Origin of the sequence: Flavobacterium plurextorum (assembly GCF_002217395.1) — a bacterium.
Lineage (GTDB): Bacteria > Bacteroidota > Bacteroidia > Flavobacteriales > Flavobacteriaceae > Flavobacterium > Flavobacterium plurextorum.
In genome coordinates, this window is record NZ_MUHD01000013.1 from 1 (window position 1) to 23,671 (window position 23,671).

The following is a 23,671-nucleotide window of genomic DNA, read 5'->3' on the forward strand; positions in this document are numbered from 1 at the left end:
ATCTATTGTAAGGGTTTTCTCCATTACAGTGTCGTTTCTTTATTTTCCACGCTTTTAAGCCCCCTGCTTTTGCAGAGTTTTCAGCGTTTTTCTTATTCTGTAGTGAAGAATCTAAGATTTACAATCTCTTTTTAAAGCTTATTTGCTCTTTAAAAGAACTTATTTCTTCTTTTCCTCCTCTTATTTCCTTTAACAGCTCATTCTCCAGCCCCGATAGAAGTGGAAATCCTTTTATTTTGAGGTTCAAAATAAAAGATTGAAACGAACAGCGGGAAAAAGCTGCCAAAAAATACAAAACCTCAATATCTTTTGACTTCTATCCTTTTTTTTTACTCCTATATAGTATAGCAGCATTTTCAATTTACAAAACACAACACTACACCTTACTTATATATAATAGCAATCTTATACATATATATATTGTATGTATTTTTGTAATCACTTATATTTGCATTCACAAAATTATAAACAATGATCAAGATTACTTTACCCGATGGGTCAATTAGAGAGTTCGCTCAAGGCGTAACTCCAATGGAGGTCGCTAAAAACATTAGCGAAGGTTTTGCACGAAATGTGATTTCTGCATCTTTTAATGGTACAACTATTGAAACCGAGACTCCATTAACGACGGATGGTAATCTTATATTATATACTTGGAATGATGCTGAGGGAAAAAAAGCTTTCTGGCATTCGACTTCACACGTAATGGCCCAAGCTCTTGAGGAATTGTACCCTGGAATTAAACTAACTCTTGGACCTGCAATTGCTAATGGATTTTATTATGATGTAGATTTTGAAGATCAAAAGATCTCCGAGGCTGATTTTAAAAAGATCGAAGATCGTGTTCTTGAAATTTCAAGAGGAAAACACGAATTTAAAATGCGCCCAGTTAGTAAAGCTGATGCATTAGAAATGTACAAAGATAACGTTTACAAGACTGAATTAATCTCTAATCTTGAAGACGGAACTATTACTTTTTGCGATCATTCTACTTTTACTGATTTATGTCGTGGAGGCCACATTCCGAATACTGGAATTATCAAAGCCATGAAAGTGATGAGTGTTGCTGGTGCTTATTGGAGAGGTGACGAAAAAAACAAGCAATTAACTCGTGTTTACGGAACTTCTTTCCCTAAGCAAAAAGATTTAACAGAGTATCTTGAACTTCTTGAAGAAGCGAAACGTCGTGATCATCGTAAACTAGGAAAGGAATTAGAATTATTTGCTTTCTCACAAAAGGTTGGTCAAGGTTTACCTTTATGGTTACCAAAAGGCGCAGCACTAAGAGAACGTTTAGAGCAATTTTTAAAGAAAGCTCAAAAGAAAGCAGGTTACGAGCAAGTTGTAAGTCCGCATATTGGTCAAAAAGAACTTTATGTTACTTCTGGTCACTACGCTAAATACGGAGCTGATAGTTTTCAACCAATTCATACTCCAGCAGAAGGTGAAGAATTTCTATTAAAACCAATGAACTGCCCTCACCACTGCGAGATTTACAATGTTAGACCATGGTCATACAAAGACTTACCAAAGCGTTATGCTGAATTTGGTACAGTATATAGATATGAACAATCTGGTGAATTACATGGTTTAACTCGCGTAAGAGGTTTTACTCAGGATGATGCACATATTTTCTGTACTCCGGAACAATTGGATGAAGAGTTCAAAAAAGTAATTGACTTAGTATTATATGTATTTGGTTCGTTAGGTTTTGAAAACTTTACTGCTCAGATTTCTTTGAGAGACCAAGAAAATAGAGAGAAGTACATTGGTACAGATGAAAACTGGGAAAAAGCAGAAAACGCTATCATCAATGCTGCTGCAGACAAAGGATTAAATACTGTTGTTGAATATGGTGAAGCTGCATTCTACGGACCTAAGCTTGACTTTATGGTTAAAGATGCCTTAGGAAGACAATGGCAATTAGGAACTATTCAGGTAGATTACAACCTGCCAGAACGTTTTGATTTAACATACAAAGGTGCTGATAATGAATTACATCGCCCAGTTATGATTCACCGAGCTCCTTTTGGATCTATGGAACGTTTTATAGCAATTTTACTAGAGCACACTGCAGGAAATTTCCCGCTTTGGCTTATGCCAGAACAGGCTATTATCTTGTCTTTGAGCGAGAAATACGAAAATTATGCTAAAAAAGTTTTAGATTTGCTAGAAAATCACGAAATTCGCGCCCTAATTGACAACCGAAATGAAACTATCGGTAAGAAAATTAGAGATGCAGAAATGCAAAAAATCCCGTTTATGCTGATTGTGGGCGAGGAAGAAGAGAAAAACGGTACAATTTCTATACGTCGCCATGGACAAGAAGGAAAAGGTAATATTACAGTTTCTATTGAAGAATTTGCTTCTATAGTAGACGAAGAAATAAAAAAGACACTAAAAGTATTTACAGTTTAACTTAAATTATAAAGTCATAGCAATAAAAAGTAACAGAGGTTTTCAACCTCGAGTAGAAAAAAAAGATGCACACAGAATAAACAATAATATTCGTGGTGTACAAGAAGTAAGGTTAGTAGGCGAAAACATCGAACCAGGTGTATTTAAGCTTGCAGAAGCTTTACGTCTAGCAGATCAGTTCGAATTGGATTTGGTTGAAATTTCGCCAAATGCTGAGCCGCCGGTTTGTAAAATCATGGATTACAAGAAATTTGTTTACGAACAAAAGAAACGTGATAAAGCATTAAAAGCTAAGTCTTCACAAGTTGTTGTAAAGGAAATTCGTTTTGGTCCTCAAACAGATGAGCATGATTATGAATTTAAAAGAAAGAATGCTGAGAAGTTCTTAAAAGAAGGTTCTAAGTTAAAAGCATTCGTTTTCTTTAAAGGACGTTCAATCATCTATAAAGATCAAGGACAAATTTTATTATTACGTTTGGCTACGGATCTAGAAGAACATGGTAAAGTTGAAGCTATGCCAGTTCTTGAAGGAAAGAGAATGATTATGTTCATTGCTCCTAAGAAAAAGAAATAAGTCTTAAAGTCGAAAGTCTTAAAGTCGAAAGTCTTAAACTGACTTTTGACTTTTGACTTTTGAACTTTCTGACTCAAGATATAAGTAAGTAAGAATAAATTAAAACACTAGGAAAAATGCCTAAAATGAAAACTAAATCTAGCGCTAAGAAACGTTTTAAAGTTACTGGTTCTGGAAAGATTAAAAGAAAGCATGCTTTTAAAAGTCACATCTTGACTAAAAAATCTAAAAAACGTAAATTAGCTTTGACACACTCAGCGCTAGTTCACTCAACAGATATGAAAAGCATCAAACAACAATTAAGAATTATCTAATAATTCTTTAGGTTAAAAAATTATTTATATAACCTTGGAGTATGGCTTTGAAGTTCCTTTGATTTAATTCAGGACGCCTGCTACAAAAACACATTAAAATTATGCCAAGATCGGTAAATTCAGTTGCTAAAAGAGCAAGAAGAAAAAAAATAATGAAGCAAGCCAAAGGTTTCTTTGGTAGACGTAAAAACGTTTGGACAGTTGCTAAGAACGCGGTAGAGAAAGCAATGAGCTATGCTTACCGTGACAGAAAACAGAACAAAAGAAATTTCCGTTCATTATGGATTCAACGTATTAACGCTGGAGCTAGATTAGAAGGAATGTCTTATTCTCAATTCATGGGGAAAGTTAAAGCTAACGGAATCGAATTGAACCGTAAAGTTCTTGCTGATTTAGCTATGAACCACCCAGAAGCTTTCAAAGCAATACTTAATAAAGTAAAATAAACGTTTTATAAACTCAATTTAGATTACTTACTTATCATAAAGAAACCATTCGTTAATTCGGATGGTTTTTTGTTTTTACAACAATCTGCTTTACCTTTAAGACTCTTTTAAAAAACAACCACAAAATGTTTACTCCTCTTTTTGACCACATACAGAAATTTGTAACACTTGAGCCTTCAGAAATTGACACCCTTGAATCATGCTTGAAACTCTCGAAAATAAAAAAGAAAGAACATCTATTACAAGAAGGACAAGTTTGCAATACACTATATTTTATAATAAAGGGCTGTGCAAGGCAATACATAATTAACTCAAAAGGTACGGAACAAACTTTGCAATTTGCAATTGAAAATTGGTGGATCACTGATTATTTGAGTTATCACAACACTACCCCATCACACTTCTACATCCAGACAGTTGAAAACAGTGAACTAATTGCTATTGAAAAAAGCACTTTAGAATTACTATTAATCGAAATTCCGAAGTTAGAACGATACTTTCGAATCGTTTCTCAAAAATCATTTGGAGCTGCACAAATGAGAATTAAATTTCTATTTACAATGTCGGCGGAAGAGAGATACCATCATTTCAATAATCTAAACCCTGATTTTGTACAACGTGTTCCTCAGTATATGCTTGCCTCCTACCTAGATTTTTCAGCTGAATTCATGAGTAAAATAAGGGCGGGAAAAGTATAAACCAAATTTCTTGAAGTAGTTCAAGTTTTTTAAAGCATTCATTGCTGACCTTTGTATTGAACTTTAAAACATATAAAATGAAATCAAGAATCCTTATCCCAGAAGTTGCCCCGCAAGCATATCAAGCATTAATGAATTTAGAAAAATACATCTCAACGACTTCATTAACATCAACTCATAAAGAGCTAATCAAAATTCGTGCATCACAAATAAATGGCTGTGCATTTTGTATTAATATGCATACTGCAGATGCAAGAAAACAAGGTGAAACTGAACAACGTATCTATCTAACCAGTGCTTGGCGCGAAGCTGATGTTTACACTGAAGAAGAAAAAGCAATTTTAGCTTTAACTGAAGCTGTAACCTTAATTGGAAATCATGTTTCGGATGAAGTGTATCAAAATGCGGCGAACTTATTTGAGGAAAAATACTTAGCTGAAATTATTCTTGCAATCATCACAATTAACTCTTGGAATAGATTAGCAATTACAACAGGATTAAGAGCTGTCTAGTTTTACAAAGATAAATCCTGCAAAATTATAATAGCCAAAAGCCCTCTGTCTTGAGGGCCTTTTTGTATATGATTGCAAATGAGAAATAGAAAATTAGTTTTATTCTAAGTTTTAAAAATACCGTATATATACTCTTTCAAGGGGATTTATTTTTTTTATTTTTGGCGCATGAAACAAAAATACAAGATAATATCCCTTTACATAATTCTAATATTTATTATTTTATTTTCGTGTCAAAAACAAGAATCTTCTAAAGCTGTTACTAATAATACTAAGGAAAAAACTGAAAAACTAATTGCATTAGGAGATCGTTTCTATGATAATCAAAATTTTGACAGTGCCTTTTTTTACTATAATAAAGCAAAATTTATTTGCAACCCAAAAACTGAAACTGAAATCTTTGTCAGTACATTAAATTCTATGGCTGAAATCCAAAGATCGCAAGGAGACAATACTGGCAGCGAATCAACTCTTACGGAAGCTTTGCCTTACCTTAAGCACATAAAAAATCCCAAATACATTTGGAACACTTATATAGAATTAGGCACCAATTATCTGCATACTTATGATTACAACAATGCTTTATCCTACTATAAAAAAGCATTAAGTTTAAATACAAGCGAAGGGAGAAAATTAAGCACACAAAACAATATAGCACTGGTTTTATTAAAACAAGGCAAATACAATGAAGCTTTAAAAATTTTCATTTCTTTAACTGACAAAAAAGAAATTCTTGAAAATCGAGAAAATTTTATAAAAATACTAGACAATATAGGTTTTTGCTATTTCAAAATTGGAGACGACCGCGCACTTTCATACTTTACTAGAGCATTAAAAACAGCGGACGAAACAAAAGATTATCTTTCTAGCACTAAGATTCATCTGCATTTGGCCGAATTTTATGAAACAAAAAATCCTTCGTTATCAAAAAAATATGCACAACTTAGTTATAAAAACTCAGCTCTCAAAAATTATTCAGAAGGCAGAATGTCTGCTCTAAAATTACTAATAAACAATTCTACAAACAACGAATTGAAAAAATACTCTCTTTTATATACTAAATTTAATGATAGTCTAAATGAAATACAACACAAAGCAAAAAATCAATTTGCTCGAATTAAATATGACTCAAAAAAAGAGAGGGATGAAAACCTAAAACTGAAGACCAATAAAATTGAAAACGAACTGCTTCTAGAAAGACAAAAAAATCAAAATATCATTTCTTACATCATTATTATATTAAGTCTAAGCTTAATATTAGCGCTGTACTTTCATTTAACATCTAAAGCAAATAAAGAAAAAATTGAAGCAACTTATAAAAGCGAAACAAGAATTGCTAAAAAACTGCATGACGAGTTAGCAAATGACATTTACCATACTATGGTATTTGTTGAAAATAAAAACCTTTCTAACATAGAAAACAAAGAACAATTAATAAAAAATTTAGATGTTATACACGCAAGAACAAGCGATATTTCAAAAGAGAATAGTCCAATTATAGCATCAGAACAATTTGTTTTCTTTTTAAAAGAAATGATTGCTGAATTCAATACTCCAAATACAAACCTTTTACTAAACGGAATAGAAACTATTTCGTGGAATGAGGTTAAAAAAAATAAAAAAACAACAATTTATCGTGTCTTACAAGAATTACTTGTAAACATGAAAAAACATAGTAACGCTTCATTAGTTGGTATTACATTTAAAAAAACGGATAAAAAAATTATAATCGCTTATACTGATAATGGAAAAGGTGTTGATCTAAATACTCTATCTTTTAAAAACGGACTTTATAATATCGAGAGCAGGATAATTGAGGTAAAAGGAGGAATTCATTTTAATTCGACTTTAGACAAAGGGTTTAAAGTCTTATTACAAATACCAGTTTAATTATGGCCAAATTTAAACACTTAAAGAATAAACTATTCTTTAAATACACACTCCTATTTTTGTCATTATTATTAGCAACGGCATGTATTTATCAATCTGATAAAATTGATATCCCTCTAATAGAAAAGAAAAAAGATAACTCCGTAGAAATAAAAAAACTTATAGATCAAGCAGATTTTTATTTTGATAATGACAATAGAGAGATTGCTATTTTTACGTATAATAAAGCTATTAAACTTTGTGATCCGGAAATAAACACAGTTGATTATGTTGATGCATTATACTCTATTGCGCATCTTCAATATTCAAGTTCTAACTTTATTGCCAGTGAGATAGCAGCAACAAAAGCAATGCCTTATCTAAAGCTAATTAAAAACCCCAGATACTCCTGGTTAATCTATAATATTCAAGGGCTAAATTACCTCAGTACGTATAATTTTGCCAATGCAGAACTTTACTTTAAAAAATCTTTAAAATTAAAAACAACTTCATGGCGAAAAAGAGTTTCCTTAAATAATATTGCTGCTTCTTATAAAAGCCAAAAGAGATATGATGAAGCAATAACAATATATGAAATTCTCACATCCAACATAAATGCTTCAAAAGATAAAGACATAGACTACAACAACTACTCTTTTATTCTTGATAACTTAGGCTATTGTTACTACCAAAAAAAGAGATATGATGAAGCTCTAAAATGTTATTACAAGGCTCTGGAAATTCGTTTACACCCAAAAAGCAGTGAAGGTTTAGTGAACAGCTATCGTCATCTTTCTACATATTTTCAAAAAAAAGATCCTCAGTTAGCAAAAAAATATGCCACAGAAGCATTAAAAACAGCTACAAAGATGAAATCTGTAACGGAAATTGTTCGCAGCTTATCTGTCGCAATAGAATCAAGCGAAGGAAATGAACTAAAAAAACATATCAAAAAGTACATTCATCTTACAGACAGTATAACAAAAGCAGGGAAAATGAATAAAAATCAATTTTCCACAATGAGATATGAATCTAAAGTAGATAAAGAGCAAAATTTACAACTCAAAGCAGAAAAAACAGAAAATGAACTGCAATTAGAACGACACAAAAATCGGAACATCATTTCGTATATTATAATTGTTTTCATAATAGGATTTTTTGTAATTCTAGTATTTTACTTATCTCTAAAGGGAAAAAAAGAAAAAAAAGAAGCTGTGTTTGAAAGTGAAAAAAGAATTTCAAGAAAATTACATAACAAACTTGCTCTTCAAGTCTACAATACTTTGTCTTATGTTAAAGAAACCGACCTAGAAACTGTCGAAAATAAAAACAAACTATTGAACAATCTTGAAAAAATTTATTCTCAAACACGTACGATTTCGAGAGAAAATAGCATTATAGAGACAAATGAGAAATATGAATCTGGTCTTAAAGAAATGATTTCAGGTTTTAAAACATCTCAAATAAGTATTTTAACAAATGGCTTGAATGATATTAATTGGGCCAAAATCGATAGAAATAAAAAAATAATTGTTTATCGCATTTTACAAGAGTTATTTCAAATCATGAAAAGCAGCAGTAATGTTTCTCTAGTAATAGTTTCCTTCAAAATAATCCAAAAAAATATCACTGTTACCTATAGTGATAACAGGGTTGAAACTGAAAACGAAAAAACAATTTTAAAAAATACGCTGCAAAATGTGGAAAACCGTATTAAAACAATAAATGGAACTATTAATTTTGACCATAATCTAGAAAAAGGTTTCAAGATAAATTTCACTTTCCCTTTATAAAGTAAAGTATTATGTTTAAAAAAGTTTTAGTTGCAGAAGATCTAGACAGTATAAGTATAGCGGTTATTCAGGCGCTTGAAGATTTACAGATACCCACAATTCATCATGTAAAATACTGTGATGACGGATTATTAAAAATAAAGAAAGGTTTAAAAGATAAAGAACCATATGATTTGCTAATTACGGATTTATCTTTTAAAATAGATCATCGCGAAACTATTTTAGAAAGTGGAGATGATCTTATAGAGGCAATTAATACAATACAACCTAATATAAAAAAAATTGTATTCTCGATAGAAGACAAACCTTACCGAATTAAAACTCTTTTTAATGATTTAGGAATTAATGCTTATGTTTCGAAAGGAAGAAACAGTATTCATGAATTAAGAAACGCTATTGAAAAAACGTATAACGATGAAGAAAAAATACTATCATCAGATTTAAACTTTAGTTTTAATGACAAATCGTTGATAGAAATTGAGTCTTATGATATTTCAATTCTAAAACTTCTAGCTCAAGGTCATATATTAGAAAGTATTTCAAATGAGTTTAAAGTAAATGCAATAACTCCTAATGGAACGAGCAGTATTGAAAAACGAATAAATAAATTAAAAATTTATTTCAAAGCAAACAACAATGTACATTTAATTGCTATTGCGAAAGATTTTGGACTAGTTTAATTTTCCTATTCTTTTACGGATTCCCGTAAGGAAATGCATTTTTATAGACATAAGTTTGCTATAACCTACGAATCTACCCAATGAAACCAAAATACAAATTCAATTTATTTGCAAAAATAAATACAACCAATAATAAAATTATTATGAAAACTATGATCTTGTGCTTATTTCTTTCCCTGACTTTTGCTCTAGTTTCTGAGAAAACAGGATGGCTTGAAGTTGATTGGAAAATTGTCTTTATTCCTGCGCTTCTTGTTTTACAAATAATTATTATTGGAACTGCATTGAAAAACAGATATAAAAAACACTAAGCTTATTAGAACAAAATAATATCTAAATTGAAGTTATTAAAAGTAAGAGAAAAACTCAATTGCTTATATTTGATCTTTTATATAAGCAGATGAAAAACATTATAATATACGTTCTCTTACTATTTACAGCGCAATCATTTTCTCAAACCAAATTTCTTTCTTGGAATTTGGAAAATTTCGGCAAATCAAAAACTCCATCCAGCTTAAATTTCATCGCTTCTACCGTTCAAGATTATGACATTATTGCAATTCAAGAAATTGTTGCAGGATATGGCGGTGCACAAACTGTTGCTAAACTATCACAATTATTAAATGAAAAAGGCTCAAAATGGGATTATACCATTAGTGAACCAACCAGCGGTACAAGTTACAAAACAGAACGTTATGCTTTTCTTTGGAAAACCAGCAAAGCTAAACTAAAAGGAAAGCCTTGGCTTGAAAAAAAATATTCACTTGAGATTGACCGAGAGCCTTATTTTGCAACATTTGAAATTGATAAAAAAACAGTAACTCTTGTTAATTATCATGCAATTACAAAAAAGAAACAACCTGAAACTGAAATTAAGTATTTTAAATTTCTACCTCAAGAATATCCAAATTTAAACTTAGTTTTTGCAGGCGATTTTAATTGTCCTGAATCACATACCGTTTTCAATCCGCTAAAAAAGGCTGGATACTCACCCATATTGCAAAAGCAAAAAACCACTTTAAAACAAAAATGCAAACATGACGAATGTTTAGCGTCTGAATTTGATAATATTTTCTACAGTACAGCGAAATTTAAAAATACTCGATCAGGAGTAATTTTGTTTTACAAAAAATTCGATTCTCTTCAAGAAGCAAGAAAAATATCAGATCATATTCCGATTTGGTTCGAATTTTCACTCAATTAAGTTTTTAGTTTTTTCTTTTTTGCGGCAGGAAATAAAACATTGTTTAAAATTAAACGATACCCCGGAGAATTCGGATGTAAATCTAAAACTGTAGGTGGATCACCAACTTGATGCTGGTAATCTTCAGGATCGTGACCTCCAAAAAAAGTAAACATTCCTTTTCCTTTTTCACCATGAATGTACCTGGCTTCACCATTTATTTCACAAGTTCCCATAACCAGAACATTTGATTTTACCAAAGTTTCATTAAACGAAGTTGTCTGTCCCATAAAACCTTTTACCAATTGGGTATGATTCTGGCATAACATACTAGGAATTGGATCCCACTTTGCCGAAAATTCCATTAAAGTAAAATAATCTTTATCCATAGGAACTCGCCGTACTGATGTCATATCAATATCAGAAAACTCATAAACTTCTGGTCTTCGTTCCAAAATGAAGTTTTTGAATGCAAATGAATTCCCGTAATTTAATTTTGATTGATAATTAGATTCACTTGGATCTCCATCAAACATGGTTTCACAAATATCAACTCCGTCAGCGGCAAGAGCAATATCAAAACTATCAGTAGCTGAACACATTGCAAACATAAAGCCGCCGCCAATTACAAAATCTCTAATTTTTTTTGCAACTGCTCCTTTTTCTACTGAAACTTTAGGATAACCAAGTTTCGCCGCTAAGGCTTCGGCATCTTTCTTTTGTTCAATATACCATGGTGTATTTTTATAAGCAGTATAAAATTTTCCATATTGCCCGGTAAAATCCTCATGATGCAAATGAAGCCAATCATAAAGCAATAATTGATCACTTAAAACTTCTTCATCATAAATTGGTGTAAATGGAATTTCGGCATAAGTCAAAACCAGCGTTACAGCGTCATCCCATGGTTGTTTCCCTTTTGGAGTATAAACTGCAATTTTTGGTGCTTTTTCAAGAATAACCGATTCCATATTTTGAGATGGACTGGAAATATCATTTAGTAGAGAAGCCTCTTCACTATCAGAAAGTATCTCAAAACTTACGCCTCTAATTTTACATTCTTTCCTAATTTCCTCCGCATCAGGCAATAAAAATGAACCACCTCGATAATTAAGCAGCCAGCTTGCTTTATAATCTTTACTTAAACACCAATATGTAATCCCGTATGCTTTTAAGTGATTCTGCTGAGTGGTTTCATCCATTGGAAGCAGTATAAATGAAGCTTTAGCTTGAAATGACAACAGCACAATAAATATATATAGGAAGTTTTTTTTCATCAGAAAATTATTTTAGTAAAGATATAAGGATACGTGCAAAAACACAAAAGATATAAATGTTTTATAATTAAATAAAACGTTAAAAATCAATATACATAAATGAATTACAGTAATAGAAAAACACGTATAAACACGTACTCTTTAAATGAAAAAACTACTTACATTTGAAATCCCAAATCATCAAACTAATCAATGTAAAACCATAGCCATGAAGTTTAATGATAGTAACAACCAACCAAAAGGACTTAATGTAATACAAAAAATAGGTCTTTGTTTACTTGTATTTACAATAATACTATATTACGTATTATCAATTCATTTTTTAACCAGCTAAATTTATAGGGTCAAAACTGCGATTTCGTTTTGAATAGCGTATACTACTAAACCAGCAATATTTCTAGATTCTGTTTTTAGCAGTAAATTGTTGCGATGCCCTTCTACCGTTCTCGGACTTAAAAAAAGATGCTCTGCAATTTCTGTAGTTGTTTTTTGCTGACAAATAAGCTGAAGAATTTCAATTTCACGAGGTGAAAGAAAACTCGTTTCTAAACTTCCTTTAGAATTTTTCGAAGAAACAATTGTTTCTTGAATTGTTTTTAGAACACTTTCGTTATAATAAAATCCTTTTGCATAAACTTCATTAATGGTTTTAATTAAATCTTTTGGAGTAGTATTTTTAATTAAATAAGCAACAGCTCCAACCTGAATCATATTTGCAATGAATGATTTAGAGTCATAACTCGTAAGTGCAATAATTTTTATTTGAGGGAAAGATTTTCGAATAATTTTTGTTGCTTCAACACCATTTAAAACAGGCATTTTCAAATCCATGATGATAATATCTGGTGTATTATCATTCTCTTCCAGCTTTGAAATTAATTCTTCGCCATTTGAGGATTCAAAAACAATTTCAATATTAGCTTCTCTTTGCAATAAAAAAGCTATTCCTTTTCGAAACAAAACTTCGTCATCGACTAAAGCAATTTTTATAACGGGATTCATTTTTTCTGTTTTTGGTCATTTGGTTTCCCGAAATTACAAAATTTGAACCAAAAAAAGCTCTAAACGCCTATTAAATTGGTTAAAATATAGTTTTAAAACACTCTCCTCAACTAAAAAGTAAAAACAACAGCAAATCCTTTACCAATTTCAGACTTTAATTTAATTGTTCCGTTCAAGAAAGATATTCGAGAATCGATATTTTTCCAACCAAGTCCCTTTTGATTTTCGGCATTCTTGCTGTCAAACCCTACTCCATTGTCTTCATAAAAACAAGTTGGAGTTTCATCAACTAACTTAAAGCTAATCCAAATTTCAGCAGCTTTTCCATGACGAACAGAATTATTCATTAACTCTTGAAGAATTCTAAAAACATGCAAGTGACGATCAATATCATTCTCGTCAAAATCAATCTCGTTTTCATAATGCGTCTGCACCGATTTTCCACTTTCAAATTCTTCACATAATTCTTCAACTCCTGCATTAAGTCCAAACTTTTCAAAAACTGGAGGCAATAAATTATGCGCTATTTTTCTAGAATTCTCGAGTGCCTTTGCTGTAAGTGAAATTATATTATCAGTTATTTCGCTTATCTCCTGTTCAGTTAAATTTGGAGAAGTAAGCAAATGACTATTTAGTGAAACTATATTCAGCTTAGAACTAATATCGTCATGTAAATCCTGAGCAATTCGTTTTCGTTCTTCTTCTTGAGTAACAATTATTGCATGCAGCTGGTCTTTTTGATGTTGAATTTCTAGATTTTTATTTTCAATTTCTTTTTGAATAATTTTCTTTCTAGAGAAGTAAAAGAATATAATCAACACAACTGCAACAATTATAAAGAAAAGTGAAATATATAAAATTATGGCAACAAGTTCTTTTTCAGGAATTGAGTTCGTTCTCATATTAAGTTAATCTTTATCGCAAGTTTTTCAATTAAACTAATGAACCTTTTTTTGGATTGCTTTTAATCCAATCGTATAAAATAAAAAGCTGATAAACTACGATTAAAAAAGCATTCAACATCCATGTTATATATTTTAGATCTAAACTTAATTCGGGCGAAAGATTACCTACCAAAAACAGTACTGTACTGGTTAGCAAATAAAAAACAATGCCAATGCTGATATAATAGTATTCTTTATTATCTGTAAGCATATTATAGAAATGAATTAGAGCAAAAACAACAATCAGCAAGGATGTTAATGTGATTTCGAATAAATTAAATTTAAAAAATTGATTTGGATCCATAATAAATTGTACTCCTAAAACCAATAAAGCAATTATCAAACTAGTTTTTACAAATAACTTTTGTGCTTTTATGTGCATTAATGAATTATAAAATAACCCTAATAATATCATTTGTCCTACAAAGAATATATTAATAGCAAGCAAATTATTCCCTCTTAGGAAATAAATAATCTCCATATAGATTTGCAGCAAAAATGAAAATGCTAAATAAGAAACAAAAAAAACATTAGCTTTTTCCTTTCGGAAAAAGCTATATGAATATAATATAAGATTTAATAATAAAATCAAATAAGCTGAATAAATTAAAAAATCATCCACTTTGTAGTTTTTTTAAAATCAATATGGAGGGCAAGGGCGAGCACCATCATAAGCATCTTCATCTTCACCTGGACCTGAATCTTCGGCATTTTTTGGCTGAACAGGAGGCCCATAAACATCTACATAGGTATCTGTTTCTTTATCATATCTTGCTCCAACAAAAATTAACGTCTTTTCATTTTGATCATTAATTCCAATATGTGCACGAACAGCAACAGTATTAAGCTTTAATACCATTTCTAAACTTTCTCTTGGTATTAAAAAAGCTTTTACTTTTTTATTACTGTCTTCAATTGTGGTATCTTTTTGATATTTTTCCTCCCATTTTTCAGCAGTCGCTTTTGTAATTTTAATAGGTCCTGGAAAGTCTTCTTCTCTCATGGTTTTTCGTTTTAAATTAGTTAATAGTATTTAATTTGTTAATTGGATTTGCTAAACTACCGAATTAATTTTATATAAGAAATATTATTAAGCAAAATTGCAGATCGTTAAGGAAGTGCTGAACAAAAAAAAATCTTCATAAGTATTTAACTTACAAAGATTTATTCATTTTATCATCTCCTTTTTGAATTAAAAAGGAACATCACTATCATCATCATCGTCATTCAAATTACTTCCAAAAGCTTCATTTGCCGAAGGTAGATTTTTAGTAATAAACGGATTATCATCATGATTCATTTTTGATGGTAAATCATCATAACCACCTGAAAAATCATCAAGGTTATCAAATTTACCTAAATGTCCAATAAATTTCAATCGAATGTTTTCAATACCACCATTACGGTGTTTTGCGATCATAATTTCTGCCTGACCTGTTGTTGGCGATGCTTCATCATCATCCCATTCTTCAATTTTATAATATTCTGGTCGGTATAAAAATGAAACAATATCAGCATCCTGCTCAATAGCTCCAGATTCACGAAGATCCGACAGCAACGGACGCTTACTTGATCCACGCGTTTCAACGGCACGTGACAACTGCGAAAGTGCAATTACGGGAACATTTAACTCTTTTGCTAAGGCCTTTAAGTTTCGGGAAATTGTCGAAATTTCCTGCTCACGATTTCCTCCTCCTTTATTATTTCCTCCAGCAGTCATCAATTGCAAATAATCAATGATTATAATTTTGATACTATGTTGAGAAACCAAACGACGGCATTTTGCACGTAAATCGAATATCGAAAGTGAAGGTGTATCATCAATAAACAAAGGTGCTTTTTCTAAATCTTTTACTTTAGTACTCAGCTGTTCCCATTCGTGTTTTTCTAATTTTCCTGTTCTTAGTTTTTCCGAAGACAATCCTGTTTCTGAAGAAATAAGCCTTGTAATCAACTGAACTGATGCCATCTCCAAAGAGAATAAAGCTACTCCATGTCCGTATTGAATAGCAATATTTCTCGCCATCGAAAGTACAAATGCTGTTTTTCCCATCGCAGGTCTCGCTGCAATAATAATTAAATCGCTGGGCTGCCATCCTGAAGTTAGTTTATCCAGATTATGAAAACCGGTTTCAACACCACTCAAACCTTCTTTACCAGCAATTTCCTCGATTTTTTTCTTTGCTTGTAAAACTAAACTCTGAGCTGTTTCGGAACTACGTTTAATATTTCCTTGTGTTACTTCGTATAATTTTGACTCGGCTTTATCCAGCAAATCAAATACGTCTGTACTTTCGTCATATGATTCTTCGATAATTTCAGACGAAATTCTAATCAAACTTCTTTGAATAAATTTTTGAAGAATAATACGGGAGTGAAATTCGATATGGGCAGAAGACGCAATCTTTTGAGTAAGCTGAATTAAATAAAAATCTCCTCCTGCTAATTCTAATTTTCCATTTTTCTTTAACTGACTCGAAACCGTTAACAAATCTATTGGCTGCGTTTCTGTAAAAAGCTGTAAAATAGCCTCGAAAATATGTTTATGCGACTCTTTGTAAAAAGCATCGGGCTGTAAAATATCAATTACATCATCAACTCCTTTTTTATCTATCATCATTGCCCCAAGAACCGCTTCTTCCATCTCTATTACTTGTGGCGGTAACTTACCTTTTTCCAGATTAATAATAGTGGTTTTATCGACTTTTATAGGGTTTACGTTTTTGAAATTTTCCATATAGCGAAAGTAACAAAATTTAAAAAAAAATTGTTATCTAGTTATAACTATTGTGTGTTTATAAATAAGTTTTTTTTGTTAATAACCAAAAAAAAATCCGAAACCGCAGGGCTTCGGATTTAAAATAATATTTTATGAATTTACTCTTTATACTCCCCCATATTGCTGTATTTGTCCATTCTTTGGGCAATTAGCTCAGCTGTTGATAAGTCTTTCAATTCGCTATATCCTTTGGTAATATATTCTGCTACTGTTTTAAAAGTAGTTTCTCTGTCGTAGTGTGCTCCACCAAGTGGTTCAGGAATAACATCATCAACTAATTTTTGTTTTTTCATATCAGATGAAGTCAATTTCAAAGCTTCAGCAGCACGTTCTTTGTACTCCCAGCTTTTCCATAAAATAGACGAACATGATTCTGGTGAAATTACAGAATACCAAGTATTTTCTAACATATAAACTTTGTCTCCAACACCAATTCCTAAAGCACCTCCAGAAGCACCTTCACCAACAATAATTGTGATGATTGGCACTTGTAAACGAACCATTTCGAAAATATTTCTAGCGATAGCTTCTCCTTGTCCGCGTTCTTCAGCTTCAAGTCCTGGATAAGCACCCGGAGTATCTACTAAAGTTACAACTGGAATTCCAAATTTCTCTGCCATTTTCATTAAACGCAAAGCTTTACGGTATCCTTCAGGATTTGCCATACCAAAATTACGGTATTGACGTGTTTTAGTATTAGTTCCTTTTTGTTGACCAATGATCATATACGACTGTCCGTTTATTTTGCCAAGACCGCCAACCATTGCTTTATCATCTTTAAAGTTTCTGTCTCCATGAAGCTCTAAAAAAGTATCACCGCAAATTGCTCTGATATAATCTAAAGTATAAGGCCTATTTGGATGTCTTGACAATTGTACACGCTGCCAAGCAGTAAGGTTTTTGTATATTTCTTTCTTAGTCTCTACTAATTTCTTGTTGATTTCTTTACAAGTAGGCGTAACATCAACGTCAGATTCTTTTCCAATTATAACGCACTTTTCTAACTGTTCTTCAAGTTCTTTTATTGGAAGCTCAAAATCTAAATATTCCATGGATTTTTGAATTTTGTTTTTAAATCGAACCGCAAATATAAAAATATTATATCATTGGCGTAGTTAATTGTTATTAAAGTATCAAATTGTAATTTAAAAATAAGTAAAACTTTACAGTTTTTTCTTGTTTTGGTAATGTTTAAAAACGCCGTTTAAAATAACTGTAATTACAATTATTAAAGCGCCAATATAAAATTCTGTACTCATTTTTTCTTTTCCTCCAAGAATAAAATAAGCCAGCATAATTCCGTAAACAGGCTCTAAATTAGTCGTTAACATTACCGTATAAGGCGTTAATCGCTGCATCACTTTCACCGAAGCTGTAAATGCATAAGCAGTACAAACGGAAGCTAAAACCAATAATAAAACCCAATTGTTTAATGACATTACAAAAAAGTCAGCATTGAATTTTCCTAAAACCAAAAAATAAATTGTGATAAAAAAAACTCCAGCCCCAAATTCATAAAACGTAATTAAAGATGGTTCATGATCTGATATAAGTTTGCCATTCATTAGAGTGAACAAAACTCCTAAAATTATTGATATTAAAGCATAATAAACGCCCGTCAGGTACTTTATTTCTACTTGAAGTATTAAGGCCAAACCTGCGATAATAACTAATCCAAAGAAAACCTCATACCATAGAATTTTACGTCCATAAAAAAGCGGCTCCAATAAAGAAGCAAAAAAAGCTCCGAGCGAAAAAATAGATAATGTTATTGAAACATTAGAAACATGAATCGCTTTGAAGAAAAAAATCCAGTGAAGCGCTATCAATAATCCAACAAAAATGAGCTTAGCAAAAGATTGTGCAGATATAGCAAAAGACTGTTTTTTGTAGACAATAAATCCGCCCAGAAAAATTCCGGCTATCAACATTCTAAACCATACTAAATTCTCGGCATCAATCGTTATTAAGGCGCCTAAAATGGCCGTAAATCCCCAGATAAAAACAATTAAATGAAGATTTAGGTAACTTTTTAAATTATCGTTTCGCATTACGTAATAAGTACACTGCTAAAATTCCGAAAACAATATTCGGGAACCAAACAGCTAAAAATGGTGAGAAAGTAGATTTTTCGGCAAGTGTACCAAATATTTTATCAAAAAATACAAATGAAAAGGCAATTGCAATTCCAATCGCTAGATTCGTTCCCATTCCACCACGACGTTTCATAGAAGAAACTGCAACCGCGATAATAGTTAGGATAAAGGCTGAAACCGGTACACTGTATTTTTTATAAAGAACTACTAGATATATATTAATATTACCAGAACCTCTCTTTTTCTCTTTGTCGATAAAATCAATCAGCTTTCCTAAAGTAAGTGTTTCTGCTATATAAACTACAGGAGTTAAATCTGCTAGTTCAAATTTGAATTTGACATTCTTTTCAGGAACCTTTTCGATTACATCATTCAATTCGCCTAAAGTTCTTTTTGTATAATCATACAAAATATAAGTTTTCAGTTTTGGATCCCACTTAATACGACTGGCAGTAATTTTATAAGTCAATTTCTCTTTCTCAAAGTGCTCTAATGTAAAATTAAATGCTGTTTTTGACTCTTCATTAAAACTATTTACAAATATAAAATCATGATCATTTATCTGTCTGTAAACATTTGTATTTTCACCCCGCATAAGTTCTTTACCATTTCCTTTTAAATAAGTATATCTAAAATTATTATAGCCTTCACTTGCAGCAGGAACAATGAAAAAACCCATTAATAAAACAAAAATGGAAACAATTGTAGCACCAATAATATAAGGACGCAAGAATCTTGTATACGAAATACCTGAACTTAAAATCGCAATAATTTCTGTATTATTTGCCAATTTTGACGTAAACCAAATTACGGACAAAAACAGGAATATCGGAAATAAGGAATTTATAAAGTAAATAGTAAAATTGTAATAATAGAGCGCAATATCCATAAACGGAATCTTGTTTTCCAGCATCTTATTAACTTTCTCAGATACATCAATTACAATTCCAATTGGCGCAAACAAAAGCAGCATCACAGAAAAAGTTCCAAGATATCTTTTTAAGATGTATTTATCTATTATTGTTAACATATAAATTTTGTTTCAAATTTAAAAACTTCAGGTTTCACGTTTCAAGTTTCAGGTTGCTATTCGCAACTTGAAACTTGAAACTAATAAAACTTGAAACTCTTTATTTATAGTCTTTGACTCATGTTTTTAACCATCATTTCTTTCCATGGTCTAAAATCGCCGGCTAAGATATGTTTTCTAGCTTCACGAACCAACCACATGTAAAAACCAAGATTATGAATCGTCGCAATTTGTTTTCCTAAATATTCGTTAGCTGCAAATAAGTGACGTAAATATGCTTTTGTGTATTCTGTATCTACAAAAGTATGTCCCATTTCGTCGATAGGAGAAAAATCGGCCTCCCACTTTTTATTTTTAATATTGATTGTTCCATTTGCAGTAAACAACATTCCGTTTCTTGCGTTACGCGTTGGCATAACACAGTCAAACATATCAATACCTAACGCAATATTTTCTAATATATTTATTGGGGTTCCAACTCCCATTAAATAACGTGGTTTATCTTCTGGAAGTATTTCACAAACTACTTCAGTCATTGCATACATTTCCTCTGCAGGTTCCCCAACTGACAATCCTCCAATTGCATTTCCCTGTTGACCAGCGTTTGCAATGTATTCTGCAGACTGGCGACGTAGATCTTTATATGTACTTCCCTGAACAATTGGAAAAAATGTCTGCTCGTAGCCATATTTATATGGCACTTTATCCAAATGATTAATACAACGATCTAACCAACGGTGCGTCATATGCATTGATCTTTGTGCATATCTATAATCGCAAGGATACGGAGTACACTCATCAAAAGCCATAATAATATCAGCACCAATTGTACGCTGAATTTCCATTACACTCTCTGGTGAAAAAAAGTGATATGAACCGTCGATATGCGATTTAAACTTCACTCCTTCTTCCTTAATTTTTCGATTGTTCGAAAGAGAATATACTTGATATCCACCAGAATCGGTCAAAATATTACGATCCCAATTCATGAATTTATGTAATCCACCAGCTTTTTCAAGAATTTCTGTCTGCGGACGTAAATATAAATGGTATGTATTTCCAAGAATAATATCTGGATTAATATCATCTTTCAATTCACGCTGATGCACTCCTTTTACAGAAGCCACCGTTCCAACAGGCATAAAAATAGGCGTTTCGATTACGCCGTGATCTGTAGTTATACTTCCCGCTCTCGCTTTAGACTGCGGATCTTTTTGTAATAAATCGAACTTCATTTGTTTCTTTTTTCAGTCGGCAAAGATAGGCTAATTTCAGGAAAATTTAATTAATTCGATAATTAGAAAATTTGAACATTCTATAATAAAGCAAAACCAAACAGACTGAAACAAAAAGATGTGACATTTTAATAAGATTTTTTTAAATTTGAATAAAACCCAGAAATAAAACACTGCTTAATCTGCATCTCGACAACAATCGCGACTATACACAAAAAAAAATTAATGAACTTAGCTCAAAAACTTGGATATCCCGAAAATACCAAATTATTAATCATTCATGCCGACGATGCCGGATTATCACATTCCGAAAATCAAGCCACTATAAAAGCACTTCAAGATGGATCTGTAAACTCTTATAGTATAATGGTGCCATGTCCATGGTTTTATGAAATGGCGACATTTGCTAAAAACAACCCAAATTATGATTGCGGAATTCATTTAACACTGACTTGCGAATGGGAAAATTACAAATTTGGACCAGTTCTTCCCATATCTGAAGTTCCAAGTTTAGTTGATCAAAATGGATACTTTTACAAAACCAGAAAAGATTTCCAAAACAGCGCAAAACCTTCTGAAATCAAAAAAGAGCTTACTGCTCAAATTGAAAAAGCCTTACAATTTGGCATTATTCCCACACATCTAGATTCACATATGTGCAGCGTTGGCGTAACTCCCGAAATTTTAGAAATTTACAAAGAGTTAGGAAAAACATACAACTTACCTGTTTTCATTAATAAAGACTTTGTAGAATCAATTAGTTTATCAAATGAAAAGTATGATTTTACAAATACTCTTCTAGCAGATAATCTTCTAATTGGATACTACACAGATTTCGAAAAAGGAGAACTCAGAAAATCATATAAAAAAGCTTTAGACAACGTTATTCCGGGATTTAATATTTTCTTACTTCATCCCGCTTTTGATGATTTTGAAATGCAGGGCATTACAATTAATCATCCCAATTTTGGATCAGAATGGCGCCAAATTGACTTTGATTTTTTTACTAGTGACGAATGTAAATTAAAGCTTAAAGAAAACAACATTCAATTAGTCACATGGAAAGAGATTAGCAAAATCATATAGTTTATCAACTTTTGGTCATTATATAATCATTTCTATTTGCATCGAAAATTTCACACACGATCTTAAAATTTTTCTATTTCATACTATATCTGGAAAAAAGCGGTATAATTTAACAATTGCGACAAACTAAAGCAAAAAATCATTTGTCAGCCCGCAAAATAAAAATTACTTTTGCTCCAGTTTAACTTTTACATATAAAATGAAGCCTAACACACAACAATTAAGCGATTTAACGATCCAAGTAAGAAGAGACATTCTTAGAATGGTACATGCTGTCAACTCAGGTCACCCAGGTGGTTCATTAGGTTGTACTGAATTTTTGGTAACTCTATACCAAAACATTATGGATCGTAAAGAAGGTTTTGACATGGATGGAATTGGAGAAGACATCTTCTTTTTATCAAACGGTCACATCTCGCCAGTATTTTACAGCGTTTTAGCTCGAAGCGGTTATTTCCCAATTTCAGAACTTGCTACTTTCAGATTATTAAACTCTCGTTTACAAGGACACCCAACAACTCACGAAGGATTACCTGGAGTTCGTATGGCTTCTGGATCATTAGGACAAGGTTTATCTGTAGCTCTTGGTGCTGCTCAGGCTAAAAAATTAAATAACGACAATCATTTAATCTATACTCTTCACGGAGACGGAGAATTACAAGAAGGTCAAAACTGGGAAGCTATCATGTATGCTTCTGCTAAAAAAGTAGACAACCTTATTGCAACAATCGACGTTAACGGAAAACAAATTGACGGAACAACTGATGAAGTTCTAGCAATGGGAAGTCTTCGTGCCAAATTCGAAGCTTTTGACTGGGATGTTCTTGAGATCAAAGAAGGAAACAATATCGATGCAATCATCGCTGGTTTAACTGATGCAAAATCAAGAACAGGAAAAGGAAAACCAGTTTGTATTTTATTACATACAGAAATGGGTAACGGGGTTGACTTTATGATGCATACACATGCATGGCATGGAAAAGCACCTAACAATGATCAATTGGCAAGTGCTTTAGCTCAAAACATTTCAACTTTAGCAGACTATTAAATTAATTGATTGATGAAAAAACATTTTGCATCTTTATTTTTTTTAATTCTGTTTCAAAATGTTTTTTCTCAAGAATATCATTTTGATTATTACACCCTTTACAAATTTGACAAGGATTCTTTAACTGGTAATAATAGTCAATTCGAATACAATTATTCTAATTCAAAAGACAGCACATATATCCTTAAAATAACCAAAATTAAAGATACTATATCAAGTGCCATATTGGTTGATCTAGCAAGAGGGAAAAATTTCATCTATAAAGATGAGTCTCATAAAAACACAGTAAATGATATAAGTTTATTATCCAGCTCCATTTCTTTTCCTTATAATACTGATTATTGTAAATTGCAAAAAAATGGATATTTCTATGAAGTTTTATATTTTTTGAAAGACAATGTAAAAAACATCAACATCAAACAATTCAAAAACGATAGAAAAAGAAAATTAGTTAATGAATCATTTTATGAAACTGCCCCATCTGAAATTTCAAAAAATCAACATTTTAACTTCAGAATCCTAGTATATCCTTTATGGTGTCAAAAATTTAGATTAAAAAATAATGAAGTTATAACTAGCTCTTATTTTATTGAAAAAGGAAAGAAAATATATTTTCGTAAACTTTTAAAAATTGAAGAAATAGATTTTAGCTTAGACATTAAAAACAAAAATATTACAGCAAATTAA

At 31.5% G+C, this 23,671-nt stretch carries 24 protein-coding genes; 14 read left to right on the plus strand and 10 right to left on the minus strand.

Translation table 11 applies throughout. The annotated features are described in order from the left end of the window. The first annotated feature begins 471 nt into the window (after positions 1-471). The 11 genes from thrS (at position 472) to B0A81_RS06365 (ending at position 10,508) form a co-directional block, all read left to right on the plus strand. Positions 472-2,418 carry a threonine--tRNA ligase gene (thrS, locus tag B0A81_RS06315; protein ID WP_089057239.1) on the plus strand — a complete coding sequence of 649 codons (1,947 nt, stop codon included), beginning with the start codon at positions 472-474 and terminating at the stop codon, positions 2,416-2,418. Positions 2,419-2,440: 22 nt separating this feature from the next. Then, positions 2,441-2,992 carry a translation initiation factor IF-3 gene (infC, locus tag B0A81_RS06320; RefSeq protein ID WP_089054229.1) on the plus strand — a complete coding sequence of 184 codons (552 nt, stop codon included), beginning with the start codon at positions 2,441-2,443 and terminating at the stop codon, positions 2,990-2,992. 116 nt (positions 2,993-3,108) lie between these two features. Then, positions 3,109-3,306, plus strand: a complete 198-nt coding sequence (rpmI, locus tag B0A81_RS06325) for a 50S ribosomal protein L35 (protein WP_007810722.1) — start codon at positions 3,109-3,111, stop codon at positions 3,304-3,306. Between the two features lie 101 nt (positions 3,307-3,407). After that, the gene (gene rplT / locus B0A81_RS06330; protein ID WP_008464948.1) at positions 3,408-3,752 is read left to right on the plus strand and encodes a 50S ribosomal protein L20; all 345 of its coding nucleotides are present in this window, start codon (positions 3,408-3,410) and stop codon (positions 3,750-3,752) included. 125 nt (positions 3,753-3,877) lie between these two features. Next, complete coding sequence (locus B0A81_RS06335) at positions 3,878-4,450, plus strand: Crp/Fnr family transcriptional regulator (RefSeq protein ID WP_089057240.1); 573 nt, start codon at positions 3,878-3,880, stop codon at positions 4,448-4,450. Between the two features lie 77 nt (positions 4,451-4,527). Next, the gene (locus tag B0A81_RS06340) at positions 4,528-4,962 is read left to right on the plus strand and encodes a carboxymuconolactone decarboxylase family protein (protein WP_089057241.1); all 435 of its coding nucleotides are present in this window, start codon (positions 4,528-4,530) and stop codon (positions 4,960-4,962) included. A 168-nt stretch (positions 4,963-5,130) separates the two neighbouring features. Next, on the plus strand, positions 5,131-6,852 hold the full coding sequence (locus tag B0A81_RS06345) for a tetratricopeptide repeat-containing sensor histidine kinase (RefSeq protein WP_089057242.1): 1,722 nt from the start codon (positions 5,131-5,133) through the stop codon (positions 6,850-6,852). Between the two features lie 59 nt (positions 6,853-6,911). Next, the gene (locus tag B0A81_RS06350; protein WP_208861307.1) at positions 6,912-8,624 is read left to right on the plus strand and encodes an ATP-binding protein; all 1,713 of its coding nucleotides are present in this window, start codon (positions 6,912-6,914) and stop codon (positions 8,622-8,624) included. Positions 8,625-8,635: 11 nt separating this feature from the next. Continuing rightward, positions 8,636-9,304 (plus strand): DNA-binding transcriptional response regulator, encoded by a 669-nt coding sequence (locus B0A81_RS06355; RefSeq protein WP_089057244.1) that lies wholly within the window; start codon positions 8,636-8,638, stop codon positions 9,302-9,304. 80 nt (positions 9,305-9,384) lie between these two features. Beyond that, the gene (locus tag B0A81_RS06360) at positions 9,385-9,615 is read left to right on the plus strand and encodes a hypothetical protein (RefSeq protein WP_089057245.1); all 231 of its coding nucleotides are present in this window, start codon (positions 9,385-9,387) and stop codon (positions 9,613-9,615) included. Between the two features lie 89 nt (positions 9,616-9,704). Then, on the plus strand, positions 9,705-10,508 hold the full coding sequence (locus B0A81_RS06365) for an endonuclease/exonuclease/phosphatase family protein (RefSeq protein ID WP_089057246.1): 804 nt from the start codon (positions 9,705-9,707) through the stop codon (positions 10,506-10,508). Here the strand turns inward: B0A81_RS06365 and B0A81_RS06370 are convergent. The 10 genes from B0A81_RS06370 to tgt all read right to left on the minus strand — a co-directional run bounded on the left by B0A81_RS06370 (position 10,505) and on the right by tgt (position 20,850). Next, complete coding sequence (locus tag B0A81_RS06370) at positions 10,505-11,764, minus strand: asparagine synthetase B (RefSeq protein WP_089057247.1); 1,260 nt, start codon at positions 11,762-11,764, stop codon at positions 10,505-10,507. The two genes, B0A81_RS06365 and B0A81_RS06370, sit on opposite strands and share 4 nt — an antisense overlap. A gap of 336 nt (positions 11,765-12,100) precedes the next feature. Next, on the minus strand, positions 12,101-12,766 hold the full coding sequence (locus B0A81_RS06375; protein ID WP_089057248.1) for a response regulator transcription factor: 666 nt from the start codon (positions 12,764-12,766) through the stop codon (positions 12,101-12,103). Positions 12,767-12,876: 110 nt separating this feature from the next. Next, the gene (locus B0A81_RS06380; RefSeq protein WP_089057249.1) at positions 12,877-13,668 is read right to left on the minus strand and encodes a sensor histidine kinase; all 792 of its coding nucleotides are present in this window, start codon (positions 13,666-13,668) and stop codon (positions 12,877-12,879) included. Positions 13,669-13,699: 31 nt separating this feature from the next. After that, positions 13,700-14,191: a hypothetical protein gene (locus B0A81_RS06385; RefSeq protein ID WP_233207178.1), complete on the minus strand. Its 492-nt coding sequence runs from the start codon at positions 14,189-14,191 to the stop codon at positions 13,700-13,702. A 159-nt stretch (positions 14,192-14,350) separates the two neighbouring features. After that, positions 14,351-14,713: a hypothetical protein gene (locus tag B0A81_RS06390; protein ID WP_089057251.1), complete on the minus strand. Its 363-nt coding sequence runs from the start codon at positions 14,711-14,713 to the stop codon at positions 14,351-14,353. A gap of 189 nt (positions 14,714-14,902) precedes the next feature. Further along, the gene (dnaB, locus tag B0A81_RS06395; RefSeq protein WP_089057252.1) at positions 14,903-16,447 is read right to left on the minus strand and encodes a replicative DNA helicase; all 1,545 of its coding nucleotides are present in this window, start codon (positions 16,445-16,447) and stop codon (positions 14,903-14,905) included. Positions 16,448-16,587: 140 nt separating this feature from the next. Continuing rightward, on the minus strand, positions 16,588-17,541 hold the full coding sequence (locus B0A81_RS06400) for an acetyl-CoA carboxylase carboxyltransferase subunit alpha (RefSeq protein WP_089057253.1): 954 nt from the start codon (positions 17,539-17,541) through the stop codon (positions 16,588-16,590). A 111-nt stretch (positions 17,542-17,652) separates the two neighbouring features. After that, positions 17,653-18,540 carry a DMT family transporter gene (locus B0A81_RS06405; RefSeq protein ID WP_089054214.1) on the minus strand — a complete coding sequence of 296 codons (888 nt, stop codon included), beginning with the start codon at positions 18,538-18,540 and terminating at the stop codon, positions 17,653-17,655. Then, entirely contained in the window at positions 18,527-19,615 is a 1,089-nt protein-coding gene (locus B0A81_RS06410) for an LptF/LptG family permease (RefSeq protein ID WP_089057254.1), read from the minus strand. Before B0A81_RS06410 ends, B0A81_RS06405 begins: the two co-directional genes overlap by 14 nt. 104 nt (positions 19,616-19,719) lie before the next feature. Continuing rightward, the gene (gene tgt / locus B0A81_RS06415) at positions 19,720-20,850 is read right to left on the minus strand and encodes a tRNA guanosine(34) transglycosylase Tgt (protein WP_089057255.1); all 1,131 of its coding nucleotides are present in this window, start codon (positions 20,848-20,850) and stop codon (positions 19,720-19,722) included. Positions 20,851-21,075: 225 nt separating this feature from the next. On the opposite strand from tgt, the gene B0A81_RS06420 reads away from it, so the two are divergent. The 3 genes from B0A81_RS06420 (at position 21,076) to B0A81_RS06430 (ending at position 23,671) form a co-directional block, all read left to right on the plus strand. Then, positions 21,076-21,936: a polysaccharide deacetylase family protein gene (locus tag B0A81_RS06420; RefSeq protein WP_089057256.1), complete on the plus strand. Its 861-nt coding sequence runs from the start codon at positions 21,076-21,078 to the stop codon at positions 21,934-21,936. Positions 21,937-22,135: 199 nt separating this feature from the next. After that, positions 22,136-22,984, plus strand: a complete 849-nt coding sequence (locus B0A81_RS06425) for a transketolase (protein WP_089057257.1) — start codon at positions 22,136-22,138, stop codon at positions 22,982-22,984. Positions 22,985-22,996: 12 nt separating this feature from the next. Next, positions 22,997-23,671, plus strand: coding sequence for a hypothetical protein (locus B0A81_RS06430; protein WP_089057258.1), 675 nt, complete (start codon positions 22,997-22,999; stop codon positions 23,669-23,671).

What these genes read in the sequence shown, in the direction of transcription:
- thrS (WP_089057239.1), top strand. Translation starts at nt 472, where the DNA reads ATGATCAAGATTACTTTACCCGATGGGTCAATTAGAGAGTTCGCTCAA.
- rpmI (WP_007810722.1), top strand. Translation starts at nt 3,109, where the DNA reads ATGCCTAAAATGAAAACTAAATCTAGCGCTAAGAAACGTTTTAAAGTT.
- rplT (WP_008464948.1), top strand. Translation starts at nt 3,408, where the DNA reads ATGCCAAGATCGGTAAATTCAGTTGCTAAAAGAGCAAGAAGAAAAAAA.
- B0A81_RS06335 (WP_089057240.1), top strand. Translation starts at nt 3,878, where the DNA reads ATGTTTACTCCTCTTTTTGACCACATACAGAAATTTGTAACACTTGAG.
- B0A81_RS06340 (WP_089057241.1), top strand. Translation starts at nt 4,528, where the DNA reads ATGAAATCAAGAATCCTTATCCCAGAAGTTGCCCCGCAAGCATATCAA.
- B0A81_RS06345 (WP_089057242.1), top strand. Translation starts at nt 5,131, where the DNA reads ATGAAACAAAAATACAAGATAATATCCCTTTACATAATTCTAATATTT.
- B0A81_RS06355 (WP_089057244.1), top strand. Translation starts at nt 8,636, where the DNA reads ATGTTTAAAAAAGTTTTAGTTGCAGAAGATCTAGACAGTATAAGTATA.
- B0A81_RS06360 (WP_089057245.1), top strand. Translation starts at nt 9,385, where the DNA reads ATGAAACCAAAATACAAATTCAATTTATTTGCAAAAATAAATACAACC.
- B0A81_RS06365 (WP_089057246.1), top strand. Translation starts at nt 9,705, where the DNA reads ATGAAAAACATTATAATATACGTTCTCTTACTATTTACAGCGCAATCA.
- B0A81_RS06370 (WP_089057247.1), bottom strand. Translation starts at nt 11,764, where the DNA reads ATGAAAAAAAACTTCCTATATATATTTATTGTGCTGTTGTCATTTCAA.
- B0A81_RS06375 (WP_089057248.1), bottom strand. Translation starts at nt 12,766, where the DNA reads ATGAATCCCGTTATAAAAATTGCTTTAGTCGATGACGAAGTTTTGTTT.
- B0A81_RS06380 (WP_089057249.1), bottom strand. Translation starts at nt 13,668, where the DNA reads ATGAGAACGAACTCAATTCCTGAAAAAGAACTTGTTGCCATAATTTTA.
- B0A81_RS06385 (WP_233207178.1), bottom strand. Translation starts at nt 14,191, where the DNA reads ATGGAGATTATTTATTTCCTAAGAGGGAATAATTTGCTTGCTATTAAT.
- B0A81_RS06390 (WP_089057251.1), bottom strand. Translation starts at nt 14,713, where the DNA reads ATGAGAGAAGAAGACTTTCCAGGACCTATTAAAATTACAAAAGCGACT.
- dnaB (WP_089057252.1), bottom strand. Translation starts at nt 16,447, where the DNA reads ATGGAAAATTTCAAAAACGTAAACCCTATAAAAGTCGATAAAACCACT.
- B0A81_RS06400 (WP_089057253.1), bottom strand. Translation starts at nt 17,541, where the DNA reads ATGGAATATTTAGATTTTGAGCTTCCAATAAAAGAACTTGAAGAACAG.
- B0A81_RS06405 (WP_089054214.1), bottom strand. Translation starts at nt 18,540, where the DNA reads ATGCGAAACGATAATTTAAAAAGTTACCTAAATCTTCATTTAATTGTT.
- B0A81_RS06410 (WP_089057254.1), bottom strand. Translation starts at nt 19,615, where the DNA reads ATGTTAACAATAATAGATAAATACATCTTAAAAAGATATCTTGGAACT.
- tgt (WP_089057255.1), bottom strand. Translation starts at nt 20,850, where the DNA reads ATGAAGTTCGATTTATTACAAAAAGATCCGCAGTCTAAAGCGAGAGCG.
- B0A81_RS06420 (WP_089057256.1), top strand. Translation starts at nt 21,076, where the DNA reads ATGAACTTAGCTCAAAAACTTGGATATCCCGAAAATACCAAATTATTA.
- B0A81_RS06425 (WP_089057257.1), top strand. Translation starts at nt 22,136, where the DNA reads ATGAAGCCTAACACACAACAATTAAGCGATTTAACGATCCAAGTAAGA.
- B0A81_RS06430 (WP_089057258.1), top strand. Translation starts at nt 22,997, where the DNA reads ATGAAAAAACATTTTGCATCTTTATTTTTTTTAATTCTGTTTCAAAAT.